Below are 15,080 nucleotides of genomic sequence, written 5' to 3' on the forward strand. Positions count from 1 at the left end.
TTATCATGAAAAATGTAGTTATTGTTGATTGTATCCGAACTCCGATGGGTCGATCTAAAAATGGCGTATTTCGCCATACCCGTGCCGAAGATTTATCAGCGCATTTAATGAAAGGCTTAATCGAACGAAACCCAAAAGTCGACCCCAATCAAATCGAAGATATCTATTGGGGTTGTGTTCAGCAAACCTTAGAACAAGGCTTTAATATTGCACGTAATGCCTCGTTATTAGCAGGTTTACCAAAATCTATCGCAGCCACCACAGTTAACCGTTTGTGTGGTTCATCTATGCAGGCCCTGCATGATGCCTCTCGCGCAATCATGGTTGGTGATGCTGATATTTGTATTATTGGTGGTGTTGAGCATATGGGCCACGTACCAATGAACCACGGTGTTGACTTCCATTCTGGTTTATCAAAAAGTGTGGCTAAAGCCTCTGGAATGATGGGGTTAACGGCAGAAATGTTAGGTAAGATGCACGGCATTACTCGTGAACAACAAGACGCTTTTGCACTGGCCTCTCACCAAAAAGCACATAGAGCGACGATTGAGGGTCATTTTGATTCTGAAATATTGCCAATTGAAGGCCATGATGAAAATGGCGCACTCACCTTAGTAAAACATGATGAAGTCATTCGCCCAGAAACCACACTTGAAGGATTAGCTGCGCTTCGACCGGCCTTTGATCCTGCGAATGGTACCGTAACAGCAGGTAGTTCATCCGCTCTTTCTGATGGCGCTTCAGCAATGTTGATCATGAGTGAAGAAAAAGCCAATGAGCTTGGTTTACCCATTCGCGCTAAAGTTCGTTCAATGGCAGTCTCTGGCTGCGATCCATCTATCATGGGTTATGGACCTGTTCCCGCAACTCAAAAAGCCCTTAAACGAGCAGGTTTGTCGATTAATGAGATTGATTTGTTCGAGTTGAATGAAGCGTTTGCAGCTCAATCCCTACCATGCATTAAAGATTTAGGTTTACTGGATGTAATGGAAGAGAAGATTAACTTAAATGGAGGAGCTATTGCGCTAGGGCACCCATTAGGTTGTTCGGGATCCCGTATTGCCACCACATTAATCAATAACATGGAACGCACTGGCGCTAAACTTGGTGTCGCGACTATGTGTATTGGTCTCGGTCAAGGTATCGCAACGGTATTCGAACGCCCTTAGTGTTTTGAAATACAAACCATAAAAACTAAAAAAGTCGCCTTCTTGGGCGACTTTTTTCGAGTTGATACCTAATTTGGTATCGCTTTTGTTATCTTATTTCTTTGAGATAACTTTCGTATCACGCGCTTGGTGGAACCAAAAACGCTTTCTGCCTGTTGATTTAGACATGAGATATCCTTCTTAACTTAGTATAAACATGCATCAATACGATGCGCTTGTTCAGCCTGAGAAGAGATATTTATCTTATGTAATTTATACATAGGGAAGTTGTACGTTCTTTATCTTATCAATCTAGCTATTTTTAAGAAGAGCGGTTGTTTAAAAACTGCTTTTCAAAAATAAAGTAGATAGCCTAATTAACGGTATTAGGTATAAAGCCAACGCATTTTCACAACTTCGATAGCACACGGTCACATTACATTATAAATAGATCCAGTTAGGCTTATTCGTTGCTAACGATCTGCTGAAATGTTCAATTATTAATGATTGGAAAAGTGAAATGAAACACGGAGATAATAGCTTTTTCGAAGATATTTCTGAGGGTTTTACTTGTACTTACTACTTGTATTAATAACTCTATACATTAGAGCAAGCGAGCAAAATAACACGATCCTATAAAAAGTAAAGATCTTATTTACTCTTTTTTATAAAAATTGCTCTACATGATCTATGCAATAAATGCATACAGCTAATGTTTAAGTTTCATTTTTTTTATTCCGTTAACTCATCTACACTTATTTCATTGCTCAAACACACCGTTTGATGATCGTTATTTATCCTTAATGGAGTTCATTATGTTTAAAGCACTAGTTCTGAATCAAGAAGAGAGAAATACCATTGCTGCTGTTACTGAGATCGACGAGTCTCAACTGCCTGAAGGTAATGTGAAAATCGATGTAAATTACTCTTCTTTAAACTATAAAGATGGCTTAGCGATTACAGGTAAAGGGCGCATTGTTCGTAATTTCCCTATGGTTCCTGGTATTGATTTAGCGGGTGTTGTTTCTCAATCAGACGATGCTCGTTATAAAGCAGGTGATGAAGTGGTTCTTACTGGCTGGGGCGTTGGTGAAGGTCACTGGGGTGGCATGGCTGAAAAAGCAAGCCTAAACGGTGACTGGTTAGTCCCTATGCCAAAAGGTCTAGACGCTAAAAAAGTAATGGCTATCGGAACAGCTGGTTTTACCGCAATGCTATGTGTTCAAGCGATTGTTGATGCAGGCATTAAACCAGAAGATGGTGAGATCTTAGTAACAGGTGCAAGTGGCGGTGTAGGCAGTGTGTCTATCACGCTTCTTAACCAACTTGGTTATAAAGTTGCCGCTGTAACAGGCCGAGCTTCTTCAAATGGCGACCTACTTAAATCATTAGGCGCATCACGCATTGTTGAGCGCAGTGAACTAGAAGAACCAGCGAAACCATTAGAAAAACAACTATGGGCCGGCGCTATTGATACGGTTGGTAGCAAAGTACTAGCAAAAGTATTAGCGCAAATTGATTACAACGGTGCAGTGGCTATTTGTGGTCTTGCGGGTGGGTTTGATTTACCAACAACGGTAATGCCGTTCATTCTACGTAATGTTCGCTTACAAGGCGTCGATTCTGTTATGTGCCCTCGCGAGAAACGCATTAAAGCGTGGGAACAATTAGCTGAGTTACTTCCTGCATCATTCTTTGAGCAAGCAACGAAAGAAGTGTCTCTTGATGACGCAATTCAAGCCGCAGAAGACATTACCAACGGTCAAATCACGGGCCGTGTTGTTATCAAAATTTAATCGATAATAGTAAAAGAGTTAAGACTAAGCCCTACCTAGCTTAGTTTTAATATGAAACATCAGTAAACCAGGCAGCTTAATCGCTGCCTTTTTCTTATCTAAAGAATAATAAGCTATACAAATCCAATGTCTTCAATTCGTTTTTCAATTAACTTACCGCACTCTTCTTTTACTACGCGTCGAAGCCAAGTTTGAGCCGGTGATGAATCACAACGAGAATGCCAAATTAAAGAGTAATCAAACGGCGTAAATTCAAACGGCAATGGTTTAATAACCAGATCATATCTTTCAGCAACCAAGTATGCGAGATCCGCAGGTACCGTGATCACTAATGGCATTTTATCAACAATGGCCAACGCCGCTTCTAAATGATACGCCCTAAGTACCTGTCTTCTTTCTCTTTGACCCAATAACGCAGTATCCAATAACGCCTTTACTCCATCACTGATGGCAATCATGGCGTGAGGTAGTGATAAATAATCATCCAGGGTTAATACTGATCCTGCGAGTGGGTGGTTCTGAGATAACAGACATAACACCCCAACCTGCCCTAACACATCCTGCTTAAGCGGAGAAACAGAACCAATTGGTCGACATATCGCCATGTCCACTTTTTCAGTACTCAGTTGTTTAAACAAGTTCTCATGATTAAGTGAGGTAAACTCTAATGAGATGCTCGGCGCTTGCTCATAAATTTTAGGAAGCGCATAAGGCAAAATGGTTTGCATTGCATAGTCAGTGGTCGCAATTAAGAAATGCTGATCACAATGCATCGGCGTAAAATCGCTAGGGGTAAGTAACTGGCGTAAAGACTCTAATGGCTGATTTATTTGCGCATTAATTTCTAAAGCTTTTTGTGTAGGAACTAAATGCTGGCCTTGACGAGTAAAGAGCGGATCACCAAGGAGATCTCGCAATCGCCCCAACACTCGACTCATCGCTGATTGACTTAAGTTGAGCCGAACAGCCGCTTGGCTCACGCTGTTTTCTTCTAATAATACTCGAAGTGCAATGAGTAAATTTAAATCACGGCGATAAACTTCTTCTAGTTCCATTACCTACACCTATGTTTGATATACCTTAATGGTAATTACGTAGTTTAACGGTTTTAAAAATAAAAAAAATCCCGCAATTCATTCATTTCTTGTTGGGATCAAGAACGATAAAAAGGCGGGAAAGTTAGAGTGTGGTGTAATTTTTAATTGTTAAGGTGTTTCTAGTAATCTTTTTCTTCTGCGGTTTCACTTTCTGACCAGGTTTTTAACTCAATCGTCAGCGCGATCATAACGGAGGCAAGACTAATTAAAGGAAGTAAGCTGATATTCTCAGGGGTGCGTAATACTAATGAGCAAATGGTAACGAAACAAAGAACACAATAAATGGTTAAGCGATCTATTTGAGTAAGCATATGACGATCCTTCTATTGCTTTCATATCTATAGCTAAAACAACGAAATAACCGTCTAATGTTAATTTGTTGTTAATAAATAATTTACGCTCTTTTCAGTTCTTTGCCAATGTGTATTGATTATTTTTTTTACAGCAGTATGATCTTGGTCGCCTTTAACTGTAATGAGATACAACAATGACCATCAACTTTGATACCGCCAACCAAACCTTAGAAGCGGAAGGATTACGCTGCCCAGAGCCTGTAATGATGGTTAGAAAAACAATTCGACAGATGCAAGATGGTGAAACGCTATTGATCAAAGCAGACGACCCATCGACCACGCGTGACATTCCAAGTTTCTGTCGTTTTATGGATCATGAGCTTATTGCGGAAGATACTGATTCGCTGCCTTACCGATTTCTTATCCGTAAAGGGCTTTCAGCTTAAGAAATGATAAAGGCGACCACGAGGTCGCCTTTATACTGTTTAGGGATAGTTTATGTATTGATATCTCGCACTTGTTTTTGAATGCTTTCAATCTCATATTGCAAGTTACGCATCTCTTTTTTCATTGGTAATACATAATGAACGCGAACCCAAGCATCCACAGATAATGCGGTCGTGACAATTGCCCCAACGACCATAGGTACCCACATATCGGTCAATACCATACCTAATAAATTAAGCGCCAAAGCGACGGTAAATAAATAACACTGGCTTTGTGGTGAGATAGCTAAAAAACGAGTCATGATAAGCTCCTTTCCTTTAACAAACATCTACCAATACAACTAATTCTAGCTATAGATTATCATCTCTCTCACAAAACCTATGTGGTTGGTATCACACTCTTATTCGGATTTTATGAAATTTTGATGACACCGATAACCACAGTCAAACCTCTATTCCCCCGTATACACAATCATCACTTTATCTGATTCATTTTTGCGTATAACAGCGTAATAAGGTGCTTGCTTCACTACTTGATAATCACCTTGTACTATCGCGGAATGATTCCCTCTAAAAGAGAGTAGTTTCTTCCAATGAGAACGCAATGACCAATTAAGTCCTGTCGCATCCTCCCAATTCATCATGCTATATAGATCACCTGGTTTTGCACTTTCATCCCCATACCAAATCGAAACACTGTCGTGAGATAACAATAAAGCGGAGGCCGCATCTCTGTATTGAGCATAATTATCAGCCGTTAACGCTTGTTGCTTATCTTTATCAAACCAGGTTAACGCATTCATGGCGACTTTATTTTCAGTCGTTGTTTGAGCACTTAGTTGTGTTTCACATTGAGATTCAATTGACTGCTTTTGAAGGATAAAATGGTTATTATTTTCTAAATCGACCACAATAAAAGAAGACCCTTCAAGCGCTTTATATTGATTGTCTTTCTTCCATGCTTCAAATGCCTTACTGCCTTGTTCTTCAAATTGTTTTGTTAACTTAGGCGTTGATTGAGCTAAAATAATGCCATCAATACCAAACTTGGTTACCCATTCAGTCACCCATTGCGTTAATAATGCGTGTTTATCCTGACTGACTTGGCTCACTGCAGTTGTCGGTTTATTGGTAAAGAAGGTTGGCGTTGACACTACCCCTTCATAATTTGGATTAAACCAATCTGAAGACCACCATTGTGGGACTTGACCATCTTCACCTTTAAATGCATCTAAATAATGCGTTAGATTCTGACCTTCTTTTGGATGCCAATCATTCCAGTAACTTGGCAGTTCACTGCTGTCTTTAGGTTGAATAGAAAATTGCTGCAAATCGGCAAGGCTTGGTTGAGAAGGAGCAGTATCAATACTCCACACTACTCTCATTCCTAATTGATGAGCAAGATCGACAAACGCTCTCATCTCTTGCTCTGAACCCATATTGGTATCAAGCTGTGTCCAATCTAATGTGGCACCACCTGCGTATGGATATTCTGGTGTATTGTCATTTTTTCCAGGAAGCCAGCCATGAACTTGCTCTAGTGGTGTCGAAATCCAAAGTACATCAACACCTAGCTCAGCTAAGTAATCCAGTTTTTGCGTTAACCCTGCAATATCACCACCTTTAAAACCTTGTGATGAAGTTTGACGACCATAGCTGTGGTCATTCCAACTGTTTCCATTATAAAAACGATCGGTTGCGATATGATAAAACGTGGCACTCTGCCATTGGAAATCACGCTTCTCTGCTTCTGCTTCCTGTACTGAACTTGATTCTAATAACAGTAATCCACCACTATGACGACTTGGTGTTAGCGTTATTTTACCATTCTTCACTTGAGCAATATTGCCCGAGTAAGCATCTGTGACGACTGCACCTTCAGACCACAGTTCTGAAACGGTAACCGTCACAGGCTGAATGCCTAATGAAGGACATACACTGACTTGATTCGTCGAATCACTTGAGACTACAGGAGTATTCTGTGAAGAAGAATTTGCATTATCCGTGGTTGGTAATGAAGTACTTTGACACCCGACCATAAGTGAAAGGGAGATAAGAGTTGTACACACAGATAATTTCATCGAAATCAGCAGCCTAATAAAAGAGAGAACATCAATTGTAGTCATTGTTAAGTATATTATTAACCTCTAATTTTCGAAAATACGATATCTAGACAAAAAAATACCCCGCAAAGGCGAGGCATTTCATGAAATTTGGCTATTTCTTATTTTTGAAGAAGAGAAATATCCGCAATATCTAAGAACAGATTACGAAGCTTGTTAAGCAGCGTTAAGCGGTTAATCTTAAGCGCTTCATCATCAGCCATAACCATTACACCATCAAAGAAGGCATCAACAGGTTCACGTAACTCAGCTAAACGACTTAGTGCTTCTTGATAGTTACCTGCAGCAAATACAGGCTCTAATGCTTCAGCTAGGATCTCTACTTTCTCAGCCAATACTTTCTCTGCATCTTCTTGAAGAAGAGCAAGATCGATTTCTTGAGCCAGTTCGCCATCGAATTTCGCAAGGATATTACCTACACGCTTATTCGCAGCCGCTAGAGATTCTGCAGCGTCTAGTTCACGGAAGTGAGATACCGCTTTCACACGCTTATCAAAATCAGCAGGTTTCGTTGGACGACGAGCAAGTACCGCTTGGATGATATCTACGCTGAAACCTTCATCTTGGTACCATGCGCGGAAACGACCTAGCATGAAATCAATCACGTCTGTCGCTACGTTTACATTCGTTAGCTTGCTTGAGCCATCTTCAAGTGCAAATAGAGATTGCGCTTTAGCTACTAGGTCAACTAAGTCTAAGTTGTAATCTTTCTCAACGATAATACGTAGAATACCCAGCGCAGCACGGCGAAGTGCAAATGGATCAGAACCTTTAGGTGCTTGACCAATACCGAAGATACCAACCAATGTATCTAGTTTGTCCGCCATTGCTACTGATGCAGAAATATCTGTGCTTGGTAGTTCATCACCCGCAAAACGTGGCATGTATTGCTCATAAAGAGCGAGAGCTACTTGCTCATCTTCACCATCGTGAGTTGCATAGTGCATACCCATCACACCTTGTGTATCTGTAAATTCAAATACCATAGATGTCATTAAGTCACACTTAGCTAGAAGGCCCGCACGTTGAGATTTCTCAACATCCGCACCAATTTGCTCAGCAATGTAACCTGCAAGCTCAGTAATACGGTCAGTTTTGTCTTTGATCGTACCTAATTGCTTTTGGAAGATAGCTTGTTCTAACTCAGGTAGACGGTCGATAAGTGGACGCTTACGGTCTGTGTTGAAGAAGAATTCTGCATCAGCAAGGCGTGGGCGAACCACTTTCTCGTTACCTTCGATAACGTGACGAGGCTCTTTAGATTCGATATTAGAAACGAAAATGAAGTTAGGAAGTAGGTTCTTCTCTTCGTCATACACAGGGAAGTATTTTTGGTCACCCTTCATTGTGTAAACTAACGCTTCTGAAGGCACTTTTAAGAACTCTTGTTCAAATTTAGCCGTTAATACTACTGGCCATTCAACAAGAGAAGTCACTTCTTCTACTAAGTCATCTTCTAGATCCGCTGTACCGCCTACTGCTGCCGCTGCTTTTTGAGCATCAGCAAGGATGATCGCTTTACGCGCATCGTAGTCAGCCATTACTTTACCGCGCTCTTCTAAGATCGCAGGGTATTGTTCAGCAGAGTCAATCGTAAACTCGCTTTCACCCATGAAACGGTGACCACGAAGTGTACGAGTAGAAGCAACGCCTAAGATAGAACCTTCAATCAGTTCGTCACCCAATAGGATAGTCAGTGTTTTTACTGGACGAATAAATTGAATGTCTGAGTTACCCCAACGCATTGCTTTAGGAATTGGTAAACCTGCTAATGCTTTTGCTGCTAATTCAACAACAAGATCTTGTACAGGTTGGCCTTTCACAGCTTCTTTATGAAGTAGCCATTCACCTTTGTCTGTTTTTAGACGCTCAGCTTGTTCAACCGTAATACCGTTACCACGAGCCCAACCTTGAGCCGCTTTGGTTGGATTACCATCCGCATCAAATGCAGATGCGATAGCTGGACCACGTTTTTCAACAATTTTATCTGCTTGACCTTCATCTAATTCAGCCACTTTAAGCGCTAAACGACGAGGCGTTGCATACCATTTAATACCTTGGTGTGCTAAATCAGCCGCTTTTAGGCCAGCTTCAAAGTTAGAAGCAAATGCCTCCGCTAATGAACGAAGCGCTGTAGGTGGAAGCTCTTCAGTACCTAATTCGATTAGAAAATTCTTCGCCATGATTACTTCTCCTCAGTTGCTGTCGGTTTATTAGAACGACACATAGGGAAGCCTAGCGCTTCACGTGATGCATAGTATGCTTCTGCAACCGATTTAGTTAGATTACGAATACGAAGGATATAACGCTGACGCTCTGTTACAGAGATTGCTTTACGAGCATCTAGCAGGTTGAATGCATGACCTGCTTTTAGAATGCGCTCGTACGCTGGAAGAGGTAGAGGCTTTTCAAGTTCAAGCAGCTCTTTACATTCTTTCTCACACTGTTCGAAGAAACCAAATAGGAAATCAACATCCGCGTGTTCAAAGTTGTAAGTCGATTGCTCAACTTCGTTTTGGTGGAAGATGTCACCGTAAGTAACCACGCCTTGAGGACCATGGTTCCACACAAGATCGTAAACTGAGTCTACTTCTTGAATGTACATAGCCAGACGCTCAATACCGTAAGTGATTTCACCTGTTACAGGTTTACACTCAAGGCCACCAACTTGTTGGAAGTAAGTAAATTGCGTTACTTCCATGCCATTTAGCCAAATCTCCCAACCTAGCCCCCAAGCACCCAATGTTGGGTTTTCCCAGTTGTCTTCTACGAAACGAATATCATGAACAAGTGGATCGATACCAAGCACTTCTAAAGAACCTAGGTACAGCTCTTGAATGTTATCTGGTGAAGGCTTTAACGCTACCTGAAATTGATAGTAGTGCTGCAGACGGTTTGGGTTTTCACCATAACGGCCATCCGTAGGACGACGAGATGGTTGAACATAAGCGGTAGCCATTGGCTCTGGGCCAAGTGCACGCAGACATGTCATTGGGTGAGATGTACCAGCACCTACTTCCATATCTAGAGGCTGTACAATCGTACAACCGTTTTGTGCCCAATAATCCTGCAGCGCGAGGATCATTCCCTGGAAGGTTTTGATATCGTATTTTTGCATAATTTAATTCGCGCGATGGTTGATAAATATAACCAAGAAGTATACCTCGCTGCCCTCTTTGGGAGTAGCAAAAATAAGCACTTTCTTAAAATTCACAGTGAGTTTACGGTTTAATCAATAAAATTCGGACTTATCTTGGCTCTTTATCTCTGTTTGGTGTTGAGGTATGTTGTTAAAACAATCAATACTCAGACTCAACAAATAGCGCGGTAGTCGTAATGAAGTTTACTCAATTTGGCGAAAAATTTACTCGTTACAGTGGGATCACCCAATTAATGGATGATCTAAATGATGGCTTACGTACCCCAGGAGCAATCATGCTCGGTGGTGGTAACCCTGCAGGCATTCCCGCCATGCTCGACTACTTTAAAAGCGCCTCACAAGAAATGCTCGATTCAGGTGAACTGGTTGCAGCAATGGCCAATTATGATGGCCCACAAGGTAAAGACTCTTTTGTTAAAGCATTAGCAAAACTATTAAAAGAGACTTACGGTTGGGATATTTCAGAGAAAAATATCTCTCTAACCAATGGGTCTCAAAGTGCTTTCTTCAGTCTATTTAACCTTTTAGCAGGCACTTATGCGGATGGTTCAAAAAAGAGAATTTTACTACCTCTTGCTCCGGAATATATTGGCTATGCGGACTCTGAACTAGAAGTCGACAGTTTTATTTCTTACCGTCCTGAGATTGAATTACTCGATAACGGTTTGTTTAAATACCACGTTGATTTTAGCCAGTTAACTGTTGACGATTCTGTGGGAGCAATTTGTGTTTCTCGTCCTACCAATCCAACGGGGAATGTCATTACGGATGAAGAAGTGGCCAAACTCGACACATTAGCTCGTGAACATAATATTCCGTTAATTCTTGATAATGCTTATGGCACCCCTTTCCCGAATATTATCTTTGAAGAAGTCACGCCATTTTGGAATGAAAACACCATTCTTTGCATGAGCCTTTCTAAGCTTGGTTTACCTGGGTTACGTTGTGGCATTGTGATTGCCAATGAAGAAATGACAGCAGCCATCACTAACCTAAATGGCATTATCAATCTTGCACCAGGAAGTATGGGCCCTGCAATTGCTTTGCACATGATTGAATCAGGTGACTTATTGCGTTTAAGTGAGGAGGTTATCCAGCCTTTCTATCGCCATAAATCTCAAGCTGCAGTTAAGATGTTACAAACGGCGATTACCGATCCTCGTTTTCGCATTCACAAACCTGAGGGCGCTATTTTCTTGTGGCTATGGTTTGATGAATTACCTATCACGACAATGGAATTGTATAAACGCTTGAAAGCGCGTGGCGTATTAATTGTCCCGGGTGAGTACTTCTTTATTGGACAAGATGACAGTTGGGAGCACGCTCATCAATGCTTACGTATGAACTACGTTCAAGATGAAGATATGATGCAAAAAGGCATTAATATTATTGCAGAAGAAGTGCTTAAGGCCTATTCAGAGTAGTTCAATAACTCAAATAATAGCTTGTTGCTTTGGAGTCAGCAATTCTGTTTGTCATAACTAAACAAGCAACACATACAGGTGCCATCTATTGATGATGGAAAAGCAATAAGCTATTGATACAACAATCTAATCTCAAATAATGACTTGTTGCTTTGGAATCAACAATTCTGTTTGTCATCGCTAAATTAACCACTCCTACCGATGCCATCTATTGGTGATGGAAAAGCAATAAGTCATTAATAAATAACCTAGCGAACATAAAAAAGGCGCTATCACAGCGCCTTCATTTCAAATTTTCACCAATCTACGATTAGCTTTCCAGTAAGTTATTACCGTTAATTGCAATCTTACGAGGCTGCATCGCTTCTGGAATTTCACGTTCTAAATCAACATGCAGTAAACCATTTTCCATGGTTGCGCCCACCACTTTCACATAATCCGCTAATTGGAATTTACGCTCAAAGTTACGCTCTGCAATACCTTGGTATAGGTACGTTTTCGCTTCATCCGATTCAGGACGCTCACCGCGTACAATCAGCATATTCTCGTGTTGAGTTAACTCGATTTGTTCATCAGCAAAACCCGCCACCGCCATGGTTATACGGTAGTTATGTTCTGATTTTTGCTCGATGTTATAGGGAGGGTAACCACCATTAGTTTTCGCTGAGTGGCTTTCCATTTGATTGAAAAGACGATCAAAACCAATTGCTGAACGGTACAGTGGAGTGAAATCTACATTACGCATAATACTATCCTTTATTTTAAGCAATAGTGAGTACAACTACCCCAAACTTGGGTCCTTAGTTGCCTCTATCAAATTATAAGACTTTCCGTTTTGGACAAGTCATGTTCAGAAGACCCTTTCGGCATCCTCTTCATAACTAGATATGCGGCTCAGTAATTTTATTTTCAAGAGATATAGCCAAAAATATTTTCCATTCCCATTCAAAACTAATACCAAACAACTGAACTACAAACGAAAACAAACCCCAAATTCCAGATAAAAAAAAGCACCGCCAACAGCAGTGCTTCTTAATTTTCAACTTAGCATTTATGATTCTAGATGAAGTCAGCTCGTTCTAATTCAAGAAGAAGGCGCGGAGCTTATGAACATAAGTGAGCACCTTCGACGCAGAAGTAGAACTAACTGGCAAAATATAGGATTAAAAATTTAGACGTCTAAGTTAGCTACACGTAATGCGTTCTCTTCAATGAAGTTACGACGCGGTTCAACTTGGTCACCCATTAGCGTAGTAAACAATTCATCCGCACTTACTGCATCGTTGATTGTTACTTGCATCATACGGCGAGAATCAGGATCCATTGTTGTTTCCCAAAGCTGCTCAGGGTTCATCTCACCCAGACCTTTATAACGCTGTAAGTAAACGCCACGACGAGATTCTTTAATTAGCCATGCAATCGCTTCATCCAGTGTTTCTACTGGTTGTTTGCGCTCACCACGTTGTGCATAAGCACCTTCTTCAATCAAACCATTAAGCGCTTCTGATAACTCAGCGATACGGCCGTACTCTTTCGAGTTAAGCAGATCAGCGCTTAATACGTATTCATGTTGAACACCGTGAGTACGAACAACAAGCTTAGGCTGGTGAATGTTTAATTCTTCATTAAAATCCAATGCTGCTGTGTACTGACTTGCACCGGTTTCGTGCTCATTAAGCTCAGTAACTAACGCCTCAGTCCACGCTTGAACTTCAGCTTCGTTTTCACACGCTTCCTGAGCTAATCGAGAGGTGTAAACTAAACGATTTAATAGCGCTAATGGGTAACGACGGCTCATACGCTCAATCAGTTTCATTACACCATTAAACTGCTCAATTAAATTAGCCAGCTCTTGACCAAAGATTGATTCATTTGGATTAACAAATAACGATGCGTTATCTAACGCTTGCGTGATTTGGTATTCACCCATTGCTTCTTCATCTTTAATGTACTGCTCTTGTTTGCCTTTCTTCACTTTGTACAGTGGTGGCTGAGCAATGTATACATAACCACGCTCAATCAGCTCAGGCATTTGACGGTAGAAGAACGTCAGCAAAAGAGTACGGATGTGAGAACCATCGACATCGGCATCGGTCATGATGATGATATTGTGGTAACGCAGTTTGTCAGGGTTGTATTCGTCACGACCAATACCACAACCAAGTGCAGTAATTAGTGTGCCAACCTCTTGAGAAGAAAGCATTTTATCAAAACGTGCTTTTTCAACGTTTAGAATTTTACCTTTAAGAGGCAGAATCGCTTGGTTTTTACGGTTACGTCCCTGCTTGGCTGAACCGCCAGCAGAGTCCCCTTCCACAATATAGAGTTCAGATTGTGAAGGATCTTTTTCCTGACAATCCGCAAGCTTACCTGGAAGACCTGCAATATCTAACGCGCCTTTACGACGAGTCATTTCACGCGCTTTACGAGCGGCTTCACGTGCGCGAGCTGCATCGATGATTTTAGAACAAACCATTTTCGCTTCACCTGGGTTCTCAGCTAAGAACTCAGACAGTTTCTCACCCATTGCAGATTCAACCGCAGACTTCACTTCAGAAGAAACCAGTTTATCTTTAGTTTGGCTTGAGAACTTAGGATCAGGCACTTTAACCGAAACAACCGCTGTTAGGCCTTCACGCGCATCATCACCAGAAGTTGATGCTTTCGCTTTCTTAGAAAAGCCTTCCTTATCCATGAAAGTGTTTAATGTACGAGTTAGCGCAGAACGGAAACCGGCTAAGTGCGTACCACCATCACGTTGTGGGATGTTGTTGGTATAACAGAAAATATTTTCTTGGAAAGAATCATTCCATTGCATTGCCACTTCAACAGCAATGCCATCTTCTTCACGCGTGAAATCAAAATGGAAGATTTTTTGATGAATAGGTGTCTTATTGCGATTTAGGTGATTAACGAACGCTTGAATACCACCTTCAAACATGAAGTGATCAGATTTATCTTCTTCACGCATGTCTTGTAAAATAATAGACACACCAGAGTTTAAGAAAGACAATTCACGCAGACGTTTCGCTAGAATTTCATAAACAAACTCAATGTTTGCGAACGTTTGGTCACTTGGCCAGAAACGGATTTTAGTACCCGTCGTATCTGTAGTACCAACAACAGCCAATGGCGCTTGTGGCTCACCGTGATGATACGTTTGTTGGAAGATCTCACCTTTACGGTGAATCGTTAATTCCACTTTTTCAGATAGTGCGTTTACAACTGAAACACCAACACCGTGCAGACCGCCTGATACTTTATAAGAGTTATCATCGAACTTACCACCTGCGTGAAGTACCGTCATGATAACTTCTGCTGCTGATACGCCTTCTTCTGGGTGAATTTCTGTTGGAATACCACGACCATCATCGCTTACTGATACCGAGTTATCTTCGTGTATCGTTACAATAATATCTTTACAGTGACCAGCAAGAGCTTCATCGATTGAGTTATCGACAACCTCAAACACCATGTGGTGAAGACCTGTACCGTCGTCGGTGTCGCCGATATACATACCCGGACGCTTACGTACTGCATCTAGGCCTTTTAGTACTTTAATACTCGATGAATCATAATTTTCTGACATGAGT

General features: G+C 41.2%; 12 protein-coding genes. 4 read left to right on the forward strand and 8 right to left on the reverse strand.

The window, feature by feature from the left end; translation table 11 throughout:
• Positions 1–5 precede the first annotated feature (5 nt).
• Both fadA and acuI read left to right on the forward strand, forming a co-directional pair.
• Entirely contained in the window at positions 6–1,169 is a 1,164-nt protein-coding gene (gene fadA / locus F8B77_RS08345; RefSeq protein WP_130048488.1) for an acetyl-CoA C-acyltransferase FadA, read from the forward strand.
• A 794-nt stretch (positions 1,170–1,963) separates the two neighbouring features.
• Positions 1,964–2,944: an acrylyl-CoA reductase (NADPH) gene (gene acuI, locus F8B77_RS08350; protein ID WP_130087484.1), complete on the forward strand. Its 981-nt coding sequence runs from the start codon at positions 1,964–1,966 to the stop codon at positions 2,942–2,944.
• A 113-nt stretch (positions 2,945–3,057) separates the two neighbouring features.
• On the opposite strand, the gene F8B77_RS08355 is transcribed toward acuI, so the two are convergent.
• Together F8B77_RS08355 and F8B77_RS08360 are read right to left on the reverse strand one after the other, a co-directional pair.
• Positions 3,058–3,999 carry a LysR family transcriptional regulator gene (locus tag F8B77_RS08355; protein WP_130045778.1) on the reverse strand — a complete coding sequence of 314 codons (942 nt, stop codon included), beginning with the start codon at positions 3,997–3,999 and terminating at the stop codon, positions 3,058–3,060.
• Between the two features lie 161 nt (positions 4,000–4,160).
• On the reverse strand, positions 4,161–4,352 hold the full coding sequence (locus F8B77_RS08360) for a hypothetical protein (RefSeq protein WP_130045777.1): 192 nt from the start codon (positions 4,350–4,352) through the stop codon (positions 4,161–4,163).
• Positions 4,353–4,528: 176 nt separating this feature from the next.
• Between F8B77_RS08360 and tusA the strand changes: the two genes are divergently transcribed.
• On the forward strand, positions 4,529–4,780 hold the full coding sequence (gene tusA, locus F8B77_RS08365) for a sulfurtransferase TusA (protein ID WP_130045776.1): 252 nt from the start codon (positions 4,529–4,531) through the stop codon (positions 4,778–4,780).
• 50 nt (positions 4,781–4,830) lie between these two features.
• On the opposite strand, the gene F8B77_RS08370 is transcribed toward tusA, so the two are convergent.
• The 4 genes from F8B77_RS08370 to glyQ form a co-directional block, all read right to left on the reverse strand.
• Positions 4,831–5,082 carry a hypothetical protein gene (locus F8B77_RS08370; protein ID WP_151654975.1) on the reverse strand — a complete coding sequence of 84 codons (252 nt, stop codon included), beginning with the start codon at positions 5,080–5,082 and terminating at the stop codon, positions 4,831–4,833.
• 150 nt (positions 5,083–5,232) lie between these two features.
• Complete coding sequence (locus tag F8B77_RS08375; protein WP_151654976.1) at positions 5,233–6,861, reverse strand: alpha-amylase; 1,629 nt, start codon at positions 6,859–6,861, stop codon at positions 5,233–5,235.
• 143 nt (positions 6,862–7,004) lie between these two features.
• Complete coding sequence (gene glyS / locus F8B77_RS08380) at positions 7,005–9,086, reverse strand: glycine--tRNA ligase subunit beta (protein WP_151654977.1); 2,082 nt, start codon at positions 9,084–9,086, stop codon at positions 7,005–7,007.
• 2 nt (positions 9,087–9,088) lie between these two features.
• Complete coding sequence (gene glyQ / locus F8B77_RS08385) at positions 9,089–10,021, reverse strand: glycine--tRNA ligase subunit alpha (protein WP_151654978.1); 933 nt, start codon at positions 10,019–10,021, stop codon at positions 9,089–9,091.
• Positions 10,022–10,239: 218 nt separating this feature from the next.
• On the opposite strand from glyQ, the gene F8B77_RS08390 reads away from it, so the two are divergent.
• Positions 10,240–11,487 carry a valine--pyruvate transaminase gene (locus F8B77_RS08390; protein ID WP_151654979.1) on the forward strand — a complete coding sequence of 416 codons (1,248 nt, stop codon included), beginning with the start codon at positions 10,240–10,242 and terminating at the stop codon, positions 11,485–11,487.
• Between the two features lie 310 nt (positions 11,488–11,797).
• Here F8B77_RS08390 and F8B77_RS08395 read toward each other — a convergent pair whose 3' ends face one another.
• On the reverse strand, positions 11,798–12,232 hold the full coding sequence (locus tag F8B77_RS08395; protein ID WP_151654980.1) for an Hsp20 family protein: 435 nt from the start codon (positions 12,230–12,232) through the stop codon (positions 11,798–11,800).
• Between the two features lie 426 nt (positions 12,233–12,658).
• Entirely contained in the window at positions 12,659–15,076 is a 2,418-nt protein-coding gene (gene gyrB / locus F8B77_RS08400) for a DNA topoisomerase (ATP-hydrolyzing) subunit B (protein WP_151654981.1), read from the reverse strand.
• Between the last annotated feature and the right edge of the window lie 4 nt (positions 15,077–15,080).

It is taken from the genome of Aliivibrio finisterrensis (genome assembly GCF_008933155.1).
In the GTDB taxonomy this organism is placed as follows: domain Bacteria; phylum Pseudomonadota; class Gammaproteobacteria; order Enterobacterales; family Vibrionaceae; genus Aliivibrio; species Aliivibrio finisterrensis.